The following is a 14,133-nucleotide window of genomic DNA, read 5'->3' on the forward strand; positions in this document are numbered from 1 at the left end:
TCGGTGCGATGGCGCCAGCGCCCCTACTGTTCGTACAGTCGGCTCGACCATGTCCGGTACAGCTGGCTGTACCTACGAGCTCATTCGTACACGCCCTCCACCGACCATCCACCGCCTTCACAGATCATCAGCAACGCCCGCGATTCCTCCAACAGCACCTGAGCCCGCGCGGCCGTGCGCGCCGAGGCTGCGTCCCACCATCGCTCGTCCACCGGCCAGGGCCCGGCCCATCCCTGCACTGCCCATTCCTTGCTCCCCCACTTCAGCCTTCCCGGCTGCGAGCTGAAGACACCGCGCTCAGTGACGTACACGGCGTTGCCGGCCACATCCTCCAGCCATACCTTGGGATTGTCGACGAAGATCGACCCCGGAGACGGCTGCGGCAGACGACCAGGCCACGGGGCTGTCGGATCATGAGCAGCTACCCGCTCGTCACCCAAGGGCAACAGGGTAATTCGCTCCGAGGGCCCTCGACCACCGCTCAGGACACCGACCTGAACCGATTCGCCGCCCAGAAGACCTTGCACGCGCACCAATGCTCGCCTGGCCCGCTCCTCCTCGTCGCCGACACCGCCCCACAGCCCCAACTGCAAAGCGCCGGCACTGACCACCTCCACCGGTTCCAGACGTAACACCGCTATGCCTGCGGTCGGCCGGGTCTCACTGCGCCCGGTGAGCCAGCCGTCCAGTTGCCATCGCACTCGATCGGCCGTTCCCTCCGGTGTCAGAGGTTCGGCGCAACGCCAAGTCCGAGAAAGATTTTCACCGTTGCCCGTGCTGGCCGAAATCGACAGGCGGGTGCACGCCACTGCGGCAGCCGACAATTTGTCGTGCAGGAGACTCGCCAAGGCGCGCCCGGCAAACGCTGCGGCATCCACCCGCTCGATCGACGGATCGTAATGCTGCTCCACTTCCAGATCCGGCGGAAGCGTCCGCGCCGACGGTGGCCGCTCGGGTTCACCGCGCGCCGCACGATGCGCGAGCACCGCATCGGCCCCGAAACGCGAAGCGACGTCCACTGCCGGTAAATCCGCGAAAGCACCGATGGTTCTGATCCCGAGCCTGCGCAGCAGATCCACCAACTCCCCGCGATGCGGCGCAGACAGACTGGGCTCGGCCGCCAACTCCGGCATGGGTAGCGGCGCCAGAAACCGTGCCCCCTCCCCCGGCGGCACCAGCGCTGCCCGGCGCGCGGCAATGACCGCTGTGGACAGTTGATCCGCCACACCCACCTGACTCTCGACGCCCGCAGCAGATGCCTGATCCACCAATCGTTCCGCCGCGGCTTCCTCCGAACCGAAGTACCGACTGACACCTCGCGCACTGAGCACCAACAAACCAGGACGAAGTACCTCGACGCCCGGTGCCACCGCATCGATGGCCGCGGCGACCGGCTCGAACAATCTGGCGTCGCGTTCCGGATCTGCCATCGCCACATACAGTTCCGGGCAGCGGGCCTGCGACTCGCGTCGGCGCAGGCCTCGTCGCACTCCCTCCGCGCGGGCCGTCGCCGAACATGCGATCACCCGATTACCCGAGGTGACCGCGACAGGATGCGTGGCAGGAAGATCGGCAAGCGCTGCCGCTGCCACCGCCGGCCAGTCCGGGCACCACAACGCCAGAACTCTGCTCACAGTGACACCACCCGCGACGACACCACCTGCTCCGACACGGCCTGCTCCGACACGGCCTCGACCGGCCGGGAAGGTACCCACTCGACCCGCCCGGCTGCACTACAGATGTCCAGACGCGTGGTCCGGGGCTGGAACGAGCGCCCCCGAGCACGAACCGCGAGGCTCAGGGAACTGAGCCGACCACGCCCCAACTCACGGCCCTGACCGAACCCACCGTAACCATGAACCCGAGCGTCCAACCGAACTTCGGCCCCGTCCCAGTGACCTTCGGTGACAACAAGAGTCGAGCCCTTGCTCCGGGCGCGCGCCACCACCGCTCGCGCACGCGACGGGGATACCGACGCACCCGCCAATCCCAGAATCACCAGATCCATACCGTCGAGCAGCACAGCAGCGATCTCGACCGGATCCGGCCCAGGCGCCGGAATGAGCGCCAGACGTTCCAGTTGCGCACCCATCTCGTACGCCGCCAGCAATCCCAGTCGAGGTTGCCCGATGACTGCCACATGCCCCCCGGACGCCGTCACGGACGCGACCAATCCCAAGAGCAAGGAAGCAGCGCCCTCGACGGACACCACGGTTCCGCGCACCAAACCGCCCTGCGGTAGCAATGCCCCGATACCTTCCGGCACTGGGAGAACACCAGCCTTGTGCGCGCGGTCCACGGCCGGTATGTCCCGGTCGGCAACACTCTCGAAGGCTGCTGCACTTGTCCCGGAAACACCAGCCACGGAAACACTCGGTCCCGAAAACGACGTATCGCCGCGAGAGGGAATGGACGCGATCTGTCGGCGGAGCTGTGCCAGCCGATCCTGACGGGACAACCCCGCCGCATCTGCCGACAGCTCCACCAACTCGGTCACCTCGGTCATCCCCATCCTCCGGAACACCGGAAAAACTCACTCGGCAGCAATCCATAACCAGCCGGCAAACCGCGGGGAAGTCGGGTCTGACATGCATCCAACGAACAGCAATTTCGAACATATTTTCGAACTGTTTTCAGTAAACCGTGTCACCCCCGACACGTCAAGCAGAGCAAAAAACCCAGTTCACAGGAGCCTCGAGCGTCACAGTGGCATCAATCCATTAACCTTGAGATGTGACAGCTCAGGAGCAGACCGGGAGGGGCATCGGGCCCGAATACCTGCTGGCGGGGCGGTACCGACTCCGCTCCAAGATCGGCGACGGAGGCATGGGCGCCGTCTGGCTGGCTCGCGACACCCTCCTCAGCCGTGACGTCGCGGTGAAACAGGTCACAAGCACGGAAGGCCTCGACACCGAAACGGCCGAAGAGGTCCGTGAACGTACATTGCGCGAAGGCAGGAACGCCGCAAAGCTCACCCACCCCCACTCCATCGCCATGTACGACGTCGCGATCGAGTCCGGTGAACCGTGGTTGGTCATGGAGTACTTCCCCGCCCGCAGCCTCGCCCAGGCGATGAACCTGGCCGACACGTTGCCACCGCTGGAGGTCGCGCAGATCGGCGCGCAGATCGCTGCGGCGCTCACCGAGGCGCACGCCGCCGGCATCGTCCACCGCGACATCAAGCCCGGCAACATCCTGATCGCCGACCGAGGCAAGTCTCTCGGCACCGTCAAGATCAGTGACTTCGGCATCGCCCGCGCAAAGAGCGACGTATCCGACACCCAGGACGAGGTCATCACCGGCACTCCCGCGTACTTTGCACCCGAAGTTGCCCGCGGCGACGATCCCACCGAGGCCAGTGACGTCTTCTCACTCGGGTCGACGCTCTACACGGTGATCGAGGGTCAACCGCCCTTCGGCATCGACTCGGACGCCATCGCTCTACTGCATCGTGCCGCCAAGTCCGAGAGCTACCGACCCACCAAGTCCGGACCGCTCACCGACGTTCTCCTTCAGCTCCTCGAGCCGGACCCCACCCGTCGGCCGACGATGGCTCAGGCACGCGACGCGCTCGCTGCAGCCGCGACGGGCGGTGGCACGATCGAGCAGTTGATCGACGCTCCCGTCTACTCGTCCGAAGGCGCCGTGCCGGCGTGGGCTCACCGCACCACACAACTCGCCGACCCACACCGCCGCAATCGCCTGACCGGCTCCACGATCACCGGACTGCCTGCAGTGCAACAGAACACGCCACTGCGGAACGTCCCCAGCCCCATGGACATGTTCTCCTGGCCGCCGCGGATACCGACCGGCCCCACCGATGCCAGCACCCGCGACAAGGTAGTGGCCTGGGCTCCCCTCGCCATGACAGGCATGGTTGCCGTCATCATCTTGGCCGCACTGATCGTCGTCATCCTGGTGTTCACGGCCTGACCGGACGCTCTACGCGGGCAGAATGTTTGCGTTGAGGTGAAACACGTTGTCCGGGTCGTACTTCGCCTTGACGGCGGACAATCGCGCGTACTTCGCCGCACCGTAGGACGCTCGCACTCGGTCCTCGTCGACATCGGTCATGAAGTTGACGTACCCGCCTTGATTGGACGAGAACGGACGCAAGGCTTCCCAGGTCTCACGCACCCACGATCGATCCAATTCCAGTGTCCCGGCATCGGTGGCCGTAGCCGTCATGTTGCACACGTAATGTGGTGTGCGAGAACCACCGAACGCAGTGTCGTCCTCGCCGACGGAGGTGAAAGCTCCCTGCAGCGGAAAGATCGGCATGAAGGACATCGGCGACGATTTCTTGCCCGCTTGCTCGGTCAGAACATCGATCACGTCGTCGGAGAAATCCACCAGGTCCAAGGCCTTCTCATAGGCGTATGCACCCCATGGTTCCGATTCGTCGAGCATCGACTGTAAACCGATGTACGGGAGCGGGGTGACGAACTCGAACAGCGTCGGCACGCCCTCTCGAATCGGCGCAATCGCGTTCGAGTGTTCCCCTTCCGATCCGAAACCGGCTACCAGCAACGCGTATCCGGGTAGCAGGTGAAACTGATCCGGAACAAACGGTGCCGGAGGCGCGGACAAACCGACGGCAACCATCGCTCCGGCATTTCTCGGCAGGGCAGGCACCACTTCGCGACACAGACGAAGCGCTGCGGGTCCGTCCTCCATCCCCCAGAAGAACAGTCCCAGATGCACTTCCGGACCGATCTCACTCAGACGGTACTCGAACTCGGTGACCACTCCGAAGTTTCCGCCGCCGCCGCGCAGCGCCCAGAACAAGTCGCTGTGATCGTTCTCGGAGGCCCGCACGATCGAACCGTCGGCGAGCACCACCTCTGCCGACACCAGATTGTCGATCGCCAGGCCGAGCGTGCGCGTCAACCATCCCATGCCCCCGCCGAGGGTCAGGCCACCGACGCCGGTATCACTGATCACTCCACCGGTCACTGCCAATCCGTGTTCCTGCGTCGCGGCGTCGAGGTCGGCAATCGTCGCACCACCACCGACCCTGGCTCGCTTCGCGGACGGGGCGACACTGACTACGTTGATCGCACTGAGATCGATCATCACACCGCCTTCACACACCGAGGTACCTCGGTAGGAATGCCCACCGCCTCTGACCGAAACCTCCAACGAATGGGCTCTGGCAAATGCAAGTGCCACAGACACATCCGACGCCGACCGGCACCTGGCGATCACCGCCGGACGATGATCGATCTGCCCGTTCCAGATCGACCTGGCGTCGTCGTACTCCGGATCTCGGGGGCTGAACACAGAACCCGTGATCGCCGATTTCAGTGGCGCGAACTCGACCGTCGTCATCATGCACCGCCCTCGTCGGGTGTCGCGGTGAGAAGCAGGTACTCCCACTCCATCACGAACGGCTCGCTTCCGCTGCCGTACTTCTTTGCCAACTCGAGCAGATCGCGATCGAGCGCCTGCGTGCGGTCAGGATCGTCGGCGATGTTCCGGTACACCGCGATGGTCGGGCCGTAATTCTTCTTGAAGAAATCGCGGAAATCTTCCGGCCCGCTGAATGTGTCCACACGAAGTACGTCTTTCCTTGCGGCAACATCGCCGAGCAGATCACGAACATGGTTCTCGTCGCCCCACAAAGGCGCCGGCTGCGAACCAGGAGGCGGGGGCGGTGCATACGGCTTCATCGTTTTGAACATCTCGCCGATGAACCCCGTCGGAGTCCAACTCAGCACTCCGATCTTTCCGCCGGGTCGGCATACTCGCAAAAGTTCGTCCGCGGCGCGCCGATGATGCGGGGCAAACATCACACCGACGCACGAGAGCACTACGTCGAACTCGTTGTCGCCGAACGGAAGAGCCTCGGCATCGGCCTCCTGCCAATCGAGTTCGACACCCGCGAGCGCCGCGGCCTCCCGTCCTGCCACGAACAGTTCGGGAGCCAGGTCGGTGGCGATCACCTGCGCACCCAGCGCAGCCGCCGGAATGGCGGCGTTGCCGGACCCCGCCGCGACGTCGAGCACCCGATCTCCTTTCTGCACGCCGCATTCACGCACCAATACAGGTCCGAGTTCCGCGATGACCTGCGTCGCCACCGCCGGATAGTTACCAAGCCCCCACATTGCCCGGTGCTTGGCCTTCAGCTCCCGGTCCAACCCGAGAGTCCCCGTTGATTCACTCATTACCGTTCTCCTTCAATAATTTTCGTACTCGGAGCCCGACAGCGTTCATGCCGTTACTCCGACGCTACGACGACGGTTCGCTCCTCTCCAGTACGAAATCTGTACCGGAGCACCCCGGAGGCCTACGATCGAGAGATGGGGTCCTCGTACCACCAGTTCTGCCCCGTCGCCAAGGCGATGGAGCTACTCGACGAGCGGTGGACACTGCTTCTCCTCCGCGAACTGATCATGGGAAGCGAACATTTCAACGATCTCCGCCGCGGGCTCCCGCGAATGTCACCGACTCTGCTCTCGACCCGGCTTCACCAACTCGCGGTCGCCGGCATCGTGGAGCGAGAAGAAACCGACTGTGTCGTCAGCTATCGTCTGACCGACGCCGGCCGCGAACTGCGCCCTGTGGTCGAAGCTCTCGGCATCTGGGGTACCAGGTGGATCGGTGAACTGGGCGACGAAGATCTGGATCCGAAGCTGCTGCTGTGGGACATGCATCGCCGCGTGGATCATTCCGTGGTGCCTGAAGGCAAGACCGTGGTGCACTTCGCATTCTCCGGAGTACGTGGACATTCGCGGAACTGGTGGCTCGTCATCAATTCCGGTGAGGTGGACATGTGCGATATCGATCCGGGTTTCGACGTTGCAGTGTCGGTCTCTGCGGGCTTGCGACAGATGACCGCGATCTGGCGAGGTAACCTGACCTGGTCGGACGCCATACGGTCCGGTGACGTCACCATTTCTGGGCCTACTGCGTTGCGTCGTAGCCTGCCTTCGTGGTTCGAGCTGTCGACTTTCGCGTCGATCCCGCGCCCCGCGTAGCGCGCGCTCACCAGCCCCGTTCCGTCCTGTTACAGAGCTGTTGCAGACCGTGACACCGTCGACGAACGGTGACCACCTGCCGGTGACACTGACCGAGAAGTCTCTGTTGTATGCCCAGCCACCGCGGAATCATCCGCTTCGTCGCACTCGGTGCAGTCGTGCTCGGTGCGGTCGCGCTCAGCTCCTGCTCGTACACAGAAGAAGCACAACCGAAGAGCGGTAACTACCTTGCCACTCAGCCTGATTCAGGACCTTCAGGCGGCGAGATCGAGGACGGCATCAGCTTGCAGGACACTCATGTGCCCGCGCTTGCCCGTCTCGATTCCGCACTGCTCGCGGCGCTCCAGTCGGCAGCGGCCGACGCACAGGCATCCGGCGTGGACATGCACGTCACGTCGGGTTGGCGGTCCGCGGCATACCAACAGCGACTGTTCGACGAAGCCGTCGTCAAGTACGGCAGCGTGGACGAAGCGTCCAAGTGGGTGCACTCGCCGAGCCTGTCCAAGCATGTCAGTGGACAGGCCGTCGACATCGGACCGACCGACGCCGACGACTGGCTCATTCAGCACGGCAGCGATTACGGCCTCTGCCAGACCTACGCCAACGAGATGTGGCATTTCGAATTGGCAACCACTCCTGGCGGGGAATGCCCGCCACAACTGAGCAACCCCTCGGACGAGAGAGCGGAAGGCTGATCATGACACGAGTCAAACCAGCGAGACTGATTGCCGCACTGGCACTCTTGATCCTCGGAGTCGTCGAATTCGAATTGGCGGTCAACACGACCGGTGGTCAGATCGTCGACCAACAACTCATGGTGGGCGCGGCCACCTCCGAACGCCTCAGCGTGTTCTCCGCCGAGTTCATCGGCCTCGTCACCCCGATACTGATAGTGGGAGGAGTGCTCGTGGCGCTCATGATCACATTGCGCAACAACCCGATTGCGCTAGCTTTACGCGTCGTCGTCGTGACCCTCGGCCCCATCACGACAGCCTGGGTTCTCAAACAATCGCTGAATCGACCGGACCTGAACGGTCTGGTGATGCACAATTCCTTCCCCAGCGGCACTTTGACGGCCATAGCTGCTCTGGTCTGCGCGATCGTGATCGTCACGCCCTCGAGGTGGCGGGCGGTCGTTGCGGTCAACGGTGCGCTGATCACCATCGGAACCGCGATCTCGGTAGTCGTGCTGCAATGGCACCGCCCGAGCGACGTGATCGGTGCACTACTGCTCGTCGGCTGCTACACCCTCGCTGTGTCGGCATTTCCGTTGAACACCAGCGTCGCCCGGCATGCGGTGCTGGCAGACTCAGGCAACGAGCGACTCTCGCGAGTGTGACCCCTGTACCCTTGGCTGACCGAGATTTCTCCGACCGCAGAAGGCCCCTGATCATGGCGAGTCCAAGGTGAGCTCATGGTGAGCATTCTTTTCATAGAAGACGATCCAGCCGTGGCCGAGGCAATCACGTTGGGACTGAACCGACTCGGGCACGACGTCAGCCATCGCCCCGACGGTAACGGTGATTTCGACGACGTCCTCGGCTCCACCGACCTCGTCCTACTCGACCTCGGGCTGCCGGGTGCCGACGGTTACGAGATCTGCCGACGTATCCGCACCCGAAGTTCGATCCCGATCATCATTCTGACCGCTCGATCCGACGACATCGACACCGTCGCCGGCCTGGAAGCCGGTGCCGACGACTACGTCGTCAAACCGGCCAGTCCGCGCGTCCTCGACGCTCGTATCAAAGCCGTCGTGCGGCGCTCGGCACCCGCAACGACGCGCCCGGATGCGACGCCGGGTGCAGAGACGTTCGGCGACCTGGAATTGGATCGGTCGTCGCTGCAGGTCCGCAAGGCCGGGATGCTGCTGACCCTCACCCCGACCGAACTCCGACTGATCCTGGCGCTGACCGAGAACCCCGGACAGGTCCTGAGCCGCCGACAGTTGTTGTCCGCAGCCTGGGACCAGGAGTATCTGGGTGATTCCAGAATCGTCGATGCAGCAGTGCAGCGGCTGCGCGGAAAGATCGAGGACGACCCGGCCGCACCGACCGTCATCGAAACGGTGCGCGGGTTCGGGTATCGCTTCAACACCAGCCCAGCCCGATGAGACCGACCTGGCTTCAGGTCGACGGTCTGCGAACCAGGCTCGTGCTCGTGTTCATCGCAATCGTCGTGATCATCGCCGGGGCAACCGCGGGTGTCGTCTCGTTCATGGCGCGGTCGTGGATCTATTCCAACGCTCAGGATGTCGCGACCGCACAATTTCGCGACGAACTGCAATACGTCAACGGAACACCGGTAGACGAGTTGACGCCTGCCAACCTCCAACAGATCTTCCAGTCCGACATGACGCTGATCGTCGACGGCGAAGTCATCCGTCAAGGATCCGTGGATGCGGCGACCATTCCGCCCAGCTTCGACGAAGGTTTGGACAGTCCGAAGCTGATCCGTTTCGAGAGGCTCGACTCCCAGCGCATCATGTTGGGAATGTCCGTCAATGTCGTGGACATGAGCGCGGACGACAGCTACGACAACGAGACATTGGTCAAAGCCGTCACCATCCGGCCGCTGGTAGGAGTGCAGGACAAGTTCGACGACCTGCTTCGAGCTGTCGGCCTCACCCTCGCCGCCGGTGTGTTGGTGAGCGGACTACTCGGGCTGTGGATCGCGTCGACGCTTGTCCGTCCGCTCAAACGCCTGGACAAGGCGGCCGCCCGCGCTGCCGACGGCGACCTCAGCGTCCGACTCCCCGAAGACGGAGTAGCCGAACTCGCCCAGGTCACAACAACGTTCAACAACATGGTCGCTCGCAACGAAGCGGTCATCCGAGGTCTGGAAGAATCGGAAGCGCAGTCGAGAAGGTTTGTCGCCGACGTCTCCCACGAGCTCCGGACGCCGCTCGCAGCACTGGTGCCGGTCAGTGAGATCCTCCGTGAAGAGATCCCCAATCTTCCGCCCGACGCCGCCGCTGCCGCGCGCATCGTGAGCAGTGAGATCGGCAAGCTCACTCGACTTGTCGAAGACCTCATCGAAATGTCTCGCCACGACTCTCAGCAAGCGCACCTCGTCCTCGACGACGTCGACCTCGTCGAATTGACCGAGCGCACACTCGAGAGCCGCGGATGGACAGATACCGTCGAACTGCGCGCACCCGAAAGTGTCAGCGCCAGAGTCGATTCGCGTCGGATCGACATTGTCGTCGCCAACCTCGTCGGCAATGCACTGCGCCACGGAGCGCCCCCGGTTCGCGTCGAGTTGAGCGTCGAATCCGGTTTCTCCGTCATCACCGTCGTCGACCACGGCCCCGGCATCTCACCCGAAGACCGGCAGGCGATCTTTCGGCGGTTCTACAAGGTCGACACCGCGCGCGGACGCAGCGAGGGCAGCGGACTCGGACTCTCGCTCGCCGTCGAGAACGTGCACTTGCACGGCGGCACCATCGGCGTGGACCAGGTGGATGGTCGCACGGTCTTCACGGTTCGCCTGCCCCGTCGCTGACCCCTTCCCGAGCGAACGTACCTTTCGGCGCACCCAAGGCGATCGTCGTACCGTTCGCTCGAAAAGGGATGGGCACTTCGCACCCTGAACCGTCCGCGTTTGACCAAATAGTGGGATTCTGGTTTCAACATGTGAAACCACGCGAGTAGCGTCGGCATCGTCGAACAGCGTAGAGATCGGAGGGCACCATGACGCAGGCGTCGCGGCTGGAAAAGACGGCCGTCTCCCCGAAGGCGTGGACGATGCTCGGAATCGGCGTCGCAGCCCAGGCCGCAGGCACCGTCTTCGTCAGCACCCCCGCCTTTTTGATCCCGCTGCTGCATTCCGAGCACGGCCTCTCGTTGACGCAGGCCGGAACTCTGGCCGCTGCACCCACTTTCGGCATGGTTCTCACGCTGGTGGCGTGGGGAGCGATGGCTGACAGATTCGGCGAGAAATGGGTCATCTCCATCGGGCTCGGCCTGACGGCGATCGCCGCGCTGGCCGCGACCACCACCGACAACTACACCCTCCTCGGGATCGCATTTCTGCTGGGCGGAATGGCTGCGGCGAGCACCAACGCTGCCAGTGGACGTGTTGTGGTCGGCTGGTTTCCCAAGGATCGGCGCGGCCTCGCGATGGGAATCCGGCAGATGTCACAGCCCCTGGGCGTGACCATCGCGTCGCTGACCATCCCGACTCTCGCTGCGAACGTAGGAATCGGTTCGGCCGTCGGACTGTCGGTAGCTCTCAACGGCGTTCTCGCCCTGATCTGCGCCGTCGCATTGATCAATCCCCCGCGGCCGGCGGCGCGGCCCACAGACATCCCGGTCGAAACGGTAAATCCTTATCGCTCGAACTGGTTCCTATGGCGCATTCACGTCGTCTCGGCACTGCTGGTGTTTCCGCAGTTCACCCTCTCGACATTCGGTCTGGTCTGGCTGATCAGCGAGCAAGGATGGGACGCTGCGCCCGCTGGGCTCCTGATCGGGATCTCCCAGTTCGTGGGTGCACTCGGACGCATCGTTGTCGGCATCTGGAGTGATCGCGCCGGAAGCAGAGTAGGCCCGCTGCGGTTGGTTGCCGTCTCCGCGTCTGCGGTCATGTTGGCAATGGCGGCAGCCGGCGCAGCGCCTTGGGGCGTTCCCGCCTTGATCCTGCTGCTGGCAACCACTATCAGCGTCGCCGACAACGGTTTGGCATTCACTTCCGTGGCCGAAGCTGCCGGGCCGAAATGGCAAGGAAAAGCATTGGGCGCACAGAACACCGGGCAGTTCATTGCCGCGTCAGCAGTGGGCCCGGTGGTCGGTGCGCTGATCGGCGCGGTCGGCTACCCGCTCGCCTTCGCGATAGTCGCGGCATTTCCCGCCGCAGCAATTCCCTTGGTGCCCAGCCGCGATCGCGACATCAGCGTCTAGTCCCTCATCGGATTCGGTTGCACTGCAGGTCCCGTCAGATCACAATGCGGCTTGCAGGCAACCGAATCCGCTTCCTGAACAGGCTCTACTGTCGGAGTTCGGATCAGCGTCGCGGCGATCGCTGCACCGACCAACAGCAGTGCCACACAGATGTACATCGCGTACCGGAACCCGTCGGAGAAACTCGTCGGATCGACCAGACTTTCGGCGTCGATACCCACGAGGGCAGGCAAGGCCGCGACGGCAAGAAGTTGGCTCGTGCGAGCAACGGCATTGTTCACACCGGATGCGATTCCGGACTGCTCCACCGGTACCGAACCAAGCACCGCGGCGGTCAACGGCGCGACCATCACCGCCAGGCCGAGCCCGAACACCAGAACTCCCGGCAGCACGACGGTCAGGTACGACGCATCCGGGCCGATCCGCGTCATCAACACCAACCCCACCGCGGCAACGGCGGGCCCGACCGTCATCGGCAACCGCGGTCCGTGCGTCTGCGCGTAACTGCCCGCGCGCGAAGACAACAGCAGCAATGCCAAGGTGATCGGTACCGTTGCGACGCCGGCAGCCACCGGCGAGTACCCGGCAACCAATTGCAGTTGCAGCACGAGCAGGAAGAACACACCGCCCAGCGCCGCATAGACCGCAAGGGTCACCAGATTGGCCGCGACGAACATCCGCGAGCGGAACAGGGACGGCGGCACAAGGGCACTCGGTGAGCGTCGTTCCACCACAACGAACAGGCAGAGCGCAATCACTCCGATCAGCCCGACTATCGGGTTGACCTCGATCAGCCCGTACGTCAGTGCGCCGAGACCGACTACTGCGCAGGCAGATCCGACCACGTCCAGGTGCTCGGGCGGATGCGGGTCGCGGCTCTCCGGTACATGGCGCACCGCTGCCCACACCACGACGATCGCCAGCGGGATATTGAGCAGGAATACCGATCGCCATCCCGCCACTTCCACCAGCCAACCACCGAAAAGCGGTCCGATGGCGCCGGCAACACCACCTAAACCCGACCACAATCCGATGGCCGCGCCGCGGTCCTCCTCACGAAGTGACGCGGAGATGATGGCAAGGCTGCCAGGTGTCAAGAGCGCAGCTCCCACTCCCTGCAGGATTCGTGCAATCACCAGAAACGTGATGTCCGGTGCAATTCCGCAGAGCAACGACGCGACCGCGAACCAGACCGTCCCCCACACGAATACCCGTCGCCGACCCCAACGATCACCGAGCGCTCCCCCGAGCAGAATCAGCGACGCCAAGGCCAAGGTGTAACCGCTGAGCGTCCACTGCAGTCCGGCGACACCGGAACCCAGTTCTTCACCGATGTGAGGAAGAGCAATGTTGACGACGGTGCCGTCGAGGAGAGCCATGCTCGAGCCGAGAACGGTGGCGGCGACAACCCAACGCCCACGCTTCGACGCGAGCGCCAGTGGTTCCGTCATCGGTCCATGGTGCGCCTTCACACGCAATCGCGAAAGAGCGCGCGGGAATTCAGTCGATCTGGCGACGATGTGCCCAACGCGTCAACGCATTGCGATTGGACTGCTGAGTCTTTCGCAGGACGTTCGATGCGTGAGTCTCGACCGTCTTCACGGAAATCACCAGGTCCTCGGCGATTTCACGGTAGGTGTACCCACGTGCCAGCAATCTGAGCACTTCGAGTTCTCGCGGAGTCAGCGAGTCGAGTTCCGGATCGAGTTGCGGCTCGGGTGCGTTGGAACGCCCGGTGAAGGAGTCCAGTACGAAGCCTGCCAGGCGAGGCCCGAACACTGCGTCACCACCGGCAACGCGTCGTACACCCTCGGCCAGTTCGGATCCCGAGATCGTCTTGGTCACGTACCCGCGCGCACCGCCGCGGATCACCGCGATCACGTCCTCGGCCGCATCGGAAACGCTGAGCGCCAAGCACACCGGGCCGGAATCGATTCCGCGCAGAACTGCCACTCCACCACCGTCAGGCATGTGGACATCGAGCAGAACGACATGCGGTTTCGTCGAGTTGATACCCGCGATCGCCTCAGCGACGCCACCGGCTTCACCGACTACGTCCATGTCTGCCTCGCGCGAGAGTTCCGCCCTCACCCCGGAGCGGAACACTGCATGATCGTCGACAAGAAATACGCGGTACGGGGGCGGCGCAAGCGAAGTCACTGGGGCTGTTCCTCGGGGTTGTCGACACGGTCAGCAGTCTGGTCCCACTTTAGAGCAGAGTCACCGAGCGGCATGTGCACGCGGATCTCGGT

13 protein-coding genes are annotated in these 14,133 nt (G+C 63.7%); 7 read left to right on the plus strand and 6 right to left on the minus strand.

The features are described 5' to 3' along the window. Positions 1 to 80 precede the first annotated feature (80 nt). Both A2J01_RS05860 and A2J01_RS05865 read right to left on the minus strand, forming a co-directional pair. Positions 81 to 1,634 carry a DNA polymerase Y family protein gene (locus A2J01_RS05860; RefSeq protein WP_003940966.1) on the minus strand — a complete coding sequence of 518 codons (1,554 nt, stop codon included), beginning with the start codon at positions 1,632 to 1,634 and terminating at the stop codon, positions 81 to 83. After that, on the minus strand, positions 1,631 to 2,506 hold the full coding sequence (locus A2J01_RS05865; protein ID WP_064112304.1) for a hypothetical protein: 876 nt from the start codon (positions 2,504 to 2,506) through the stop codon (positions 1,631 to 1,633). The genes A2J01_RS05860 and A2J01_RS05865 overlap by 4 nt, the downstream gene beginning before the upstream one ends. Before the next feature lie 227 nt (positions 2,507 to 2,733). Between A2J01_RS05865 and A2J01_RS05870 the strand changes: the two genes are divergently transcribed. Next, positions 2,734 to 3,933, plus strand: a complete 1,200-nt coding sequence (locus tag A2J01_RS05870; RefSeq protein ID WP_064112298.1) for a serine/threonine-protein kinase — start codon at positions 2,734 to 2,736, stop codon at positions 3,931 to 3,933. 9 nt (positions 3,934 to 3,942) lie between these two features. On the opposite strand, the gene A2J01_RS05875 is transcribed toward A2J01_RS05870, so the two are convergent. Together A2J01_RS05875 and A2J01_RS05880 are read right to left on the minus strand one after the other, a co-directional pair. Further along, positions 3,943 to 5,334 carry an FAD-binding oxidoreductase gene (locus A2J01_RS05875; RefSeq protein WP_064112299.1) on the minus strand — a complete coding sequence of 464 codons (1,392 nt, stop codon included), beginning with the start codon at positions 5,332 to 5,334 and terminating at the stop codon, positions 3,943 to 3,945. Beyond that, a complete protein-coding gene (locus A2J01_RS05880) occupies positions 5,331 to 6,167 on the minus strand; it encodes a class I SAM-dependent methyltransferase (RefSeq protein WP_054188131.1) in 837 nt (278 codons plus the stop codon). The genes A2J01_RS05875 and A2J01_RS05880 overlap by 4 nt, the downstream gene beginning before the upstream one ends. 135 nt (positions 6,168 to 6,302) lie before the next feature. Between A2J01_RS05880 and A2J01_RS05885 the strand changes: the two genes are divergently transcribed. The 6 genes from A2J01_RS05885 to A2J01_RS05910 all read left to right on the plus strand — a co-directional run bounded on the left by A2J01_RS05885 (position 6,303) and on the right by A2J01_RS05910 (position 11,881). Further along, positions 6,303 to 6,980 carry a winged helix-turn-helix transcriptional regulator gene (locus A2J01_RS05885; RefSeq protein ID WP_064112300.1) on the plus strand — a complete coding sequence of 226 codons (678 nt, stop codon included), beginning with the start codon at positions 6,303 to 6,305 and terminating at the stop codon, positions 6,978 to 6,980. Between the two features lie 110 nt (positions 6,981 to 7,090). Further along, positions 7,091 to 7,675: a M15 family metallopeptidase gene (locus A2J01_RS05890; protein WP_003940687.1), complete on the plus strand. Its 585-nt coding sequence runs from the start codon at positions 7,091 to 7,093 to the stop codon at positions 7,673 to 7,675. A gap of 2 nt (positions 7,676 to 7,677) precedes the next feature. Continuing rightward, positions 7,678 to 8,319 (plus strand): phosphatase PAP2 family protein, encoded by a 642-nt coding sequence (locus tag A2J01_RS05895; RefSeq protein ID WP_007727498.1) that lies wholly within the window; start codon positions 7,678 to 7,680, stop codon positions 8,317 to 8,319. A gap of 75 nt (positions 8,320 to 8,394) precedes the next feature. After that, positions 8,395 to 9,093 carry a response regulator transcription factor gene (locus A2J01_RS05900; protein ID WP_063316689.1) on the plus strand — a complete coding sequence of 233 codons (699 nt, stop codon included), beginning with the start codon at positions 8,395 to 8,397 and terminating at the stop codon, positions 9,091 to 9,093. Further along, complete coding sequence (locus tag A2J01_RS05905) at positions 9,090 to 10,484, plus strand: sensor histidine kinase (protein ID WP_064112301.1); 1,395 nt, start codon at positions 9,090 to 9,092, stop codon at positions 10,482 to 10,484. Before A2J01_RS05900 ends, A2J01_RS05905 begins: the two co-directional genes overlap by 4 nt. A 188-nt stretch (positions 10,485 to 10,672) precedes the next feature. Beyond that, positions 10,673 to 11,881: an MFS transporter gene (locus A2J01_RS05910; RefSeq protein WP_030535124.1), complete on the plus strand. Its 1,209-nt coding sequence runs from the start codon at positions 10,673 to 10,675 to the stop codon at positions 11,879 to 11,881. Here A2J01_RS05910 and A2J01_RS05915 read toward each other — a convergent pair. Then, positions 11,878 to 13,332 (minus strand): MFS transporter, encoded by a 1,455-nt coding sequence (locus tag A2J01_RS05915; RefSeq protein WP_042449833.1) that lies wholly within the window; start codon positions 13,330 to 13,332, stop codon positions 11,878 to 11,880. The two genes, A2J01_RS05910 and A2J01_RS05915, sit on opposite strands and share 4 nt — an antisense overlap. 49 nt (positions 13,333 to 13,381) lie before the next feature. Continuing rightward, positions 13,382 to 14,041 carry a response regulator gene (locus A2J01_RS05920; RefSeq protein WP_003940972.1) on the minus strand — a complete coding sequence of 220 codons (660 nt, stop codon included), beginning with the start codon at positions 14,039 to 14,041 and terminating at the stop codon, positions 13,382 to 13,384. Positions 14,042 to 14,133: the final 92 nt, after the last annotated feature.

Origin of the sequence: Rhodococcus sp. EPR-134 (genome assembly GCF_001647205.1) — a bacterium.
GTDB classification, from domain to species: domain Bacteria; phylum Actinomycetota; class Actinomycetes; order Mycobacteriales; family Mycobacteriaceae; genus Rhodococcus_F; species Rhodococcus_F qingshengii.

Coding starts and splice junctions, on each gene's coding strand:
- A2J01_RS05865 (WP_064112304.1), bottom strand. CDS start 2,506: ATGACCGAGGTGACCGAGTTGGTGGAGCTGTCGGCAGATGCGGCGGGG.
- A2J01_RS05885 (WP_064112300.1), top strand. CDS start 6,303: ATGGGGTCCTCGTACCACCAGTTCTGCCCCGTCGCCAAGGCGATGGAG.
- A2J01_RS05880 (WP_054188131.1), bottom strand. CDS start 6,167: ATGAGTGAATCAACGGGGACTCTCGGGTTGGACCGGGAGCTGAAGGCC.
- A2J01_RS05900 (WP_063316689.1), top strand. CDS start 8,395: ATGGTGAGCATTCTTTTCATAGAAGACGATCCAGCCGTGGCCGAGGCA.
- A2J01_RS05915 (WP_042449833.1), bottom strand. CDS start 13,332: ATGACGGAACCACTGGCGCTCGCGTCGAAGCGTGGGCGTTGGGTTGTC.
- A2J01_RS05905 (WP_064112301.1), top strand. CDS start 9,090: ATGAGACCGACCTGGCTTCAGGTCGACGGTCTGCGAACCAGGCTCGTG.
- A2J01_RS05895 (WP_007727498.1), top strand. CDS start 7,678: ATGACACGAGTCAAACCAGCGAGACTGATTGCCGCACTGGCACTCTTG.
- A2J01_RS05910 (WP_030535124.1), top strand. CDS start 10,673: ATGACGCAGGCGTCGCGGCTGGAAAAGACGGCCGTCTCCCCGAAGGCG.
- A2J01_RS05875 (WP_064112299.1), bottom strand. CDS start 5,334: ATGATGACGACGGTCGAGTTCGCGCCACTGAAATCGGCGATCACGGGT.
- A2J01_RS05890 (WP_003940687.1), top strand. CDS start 7,091: ATGCCCAGCCACCGCGGAATCATCCGCTTCGTCGCACTCGGTGCAGTC.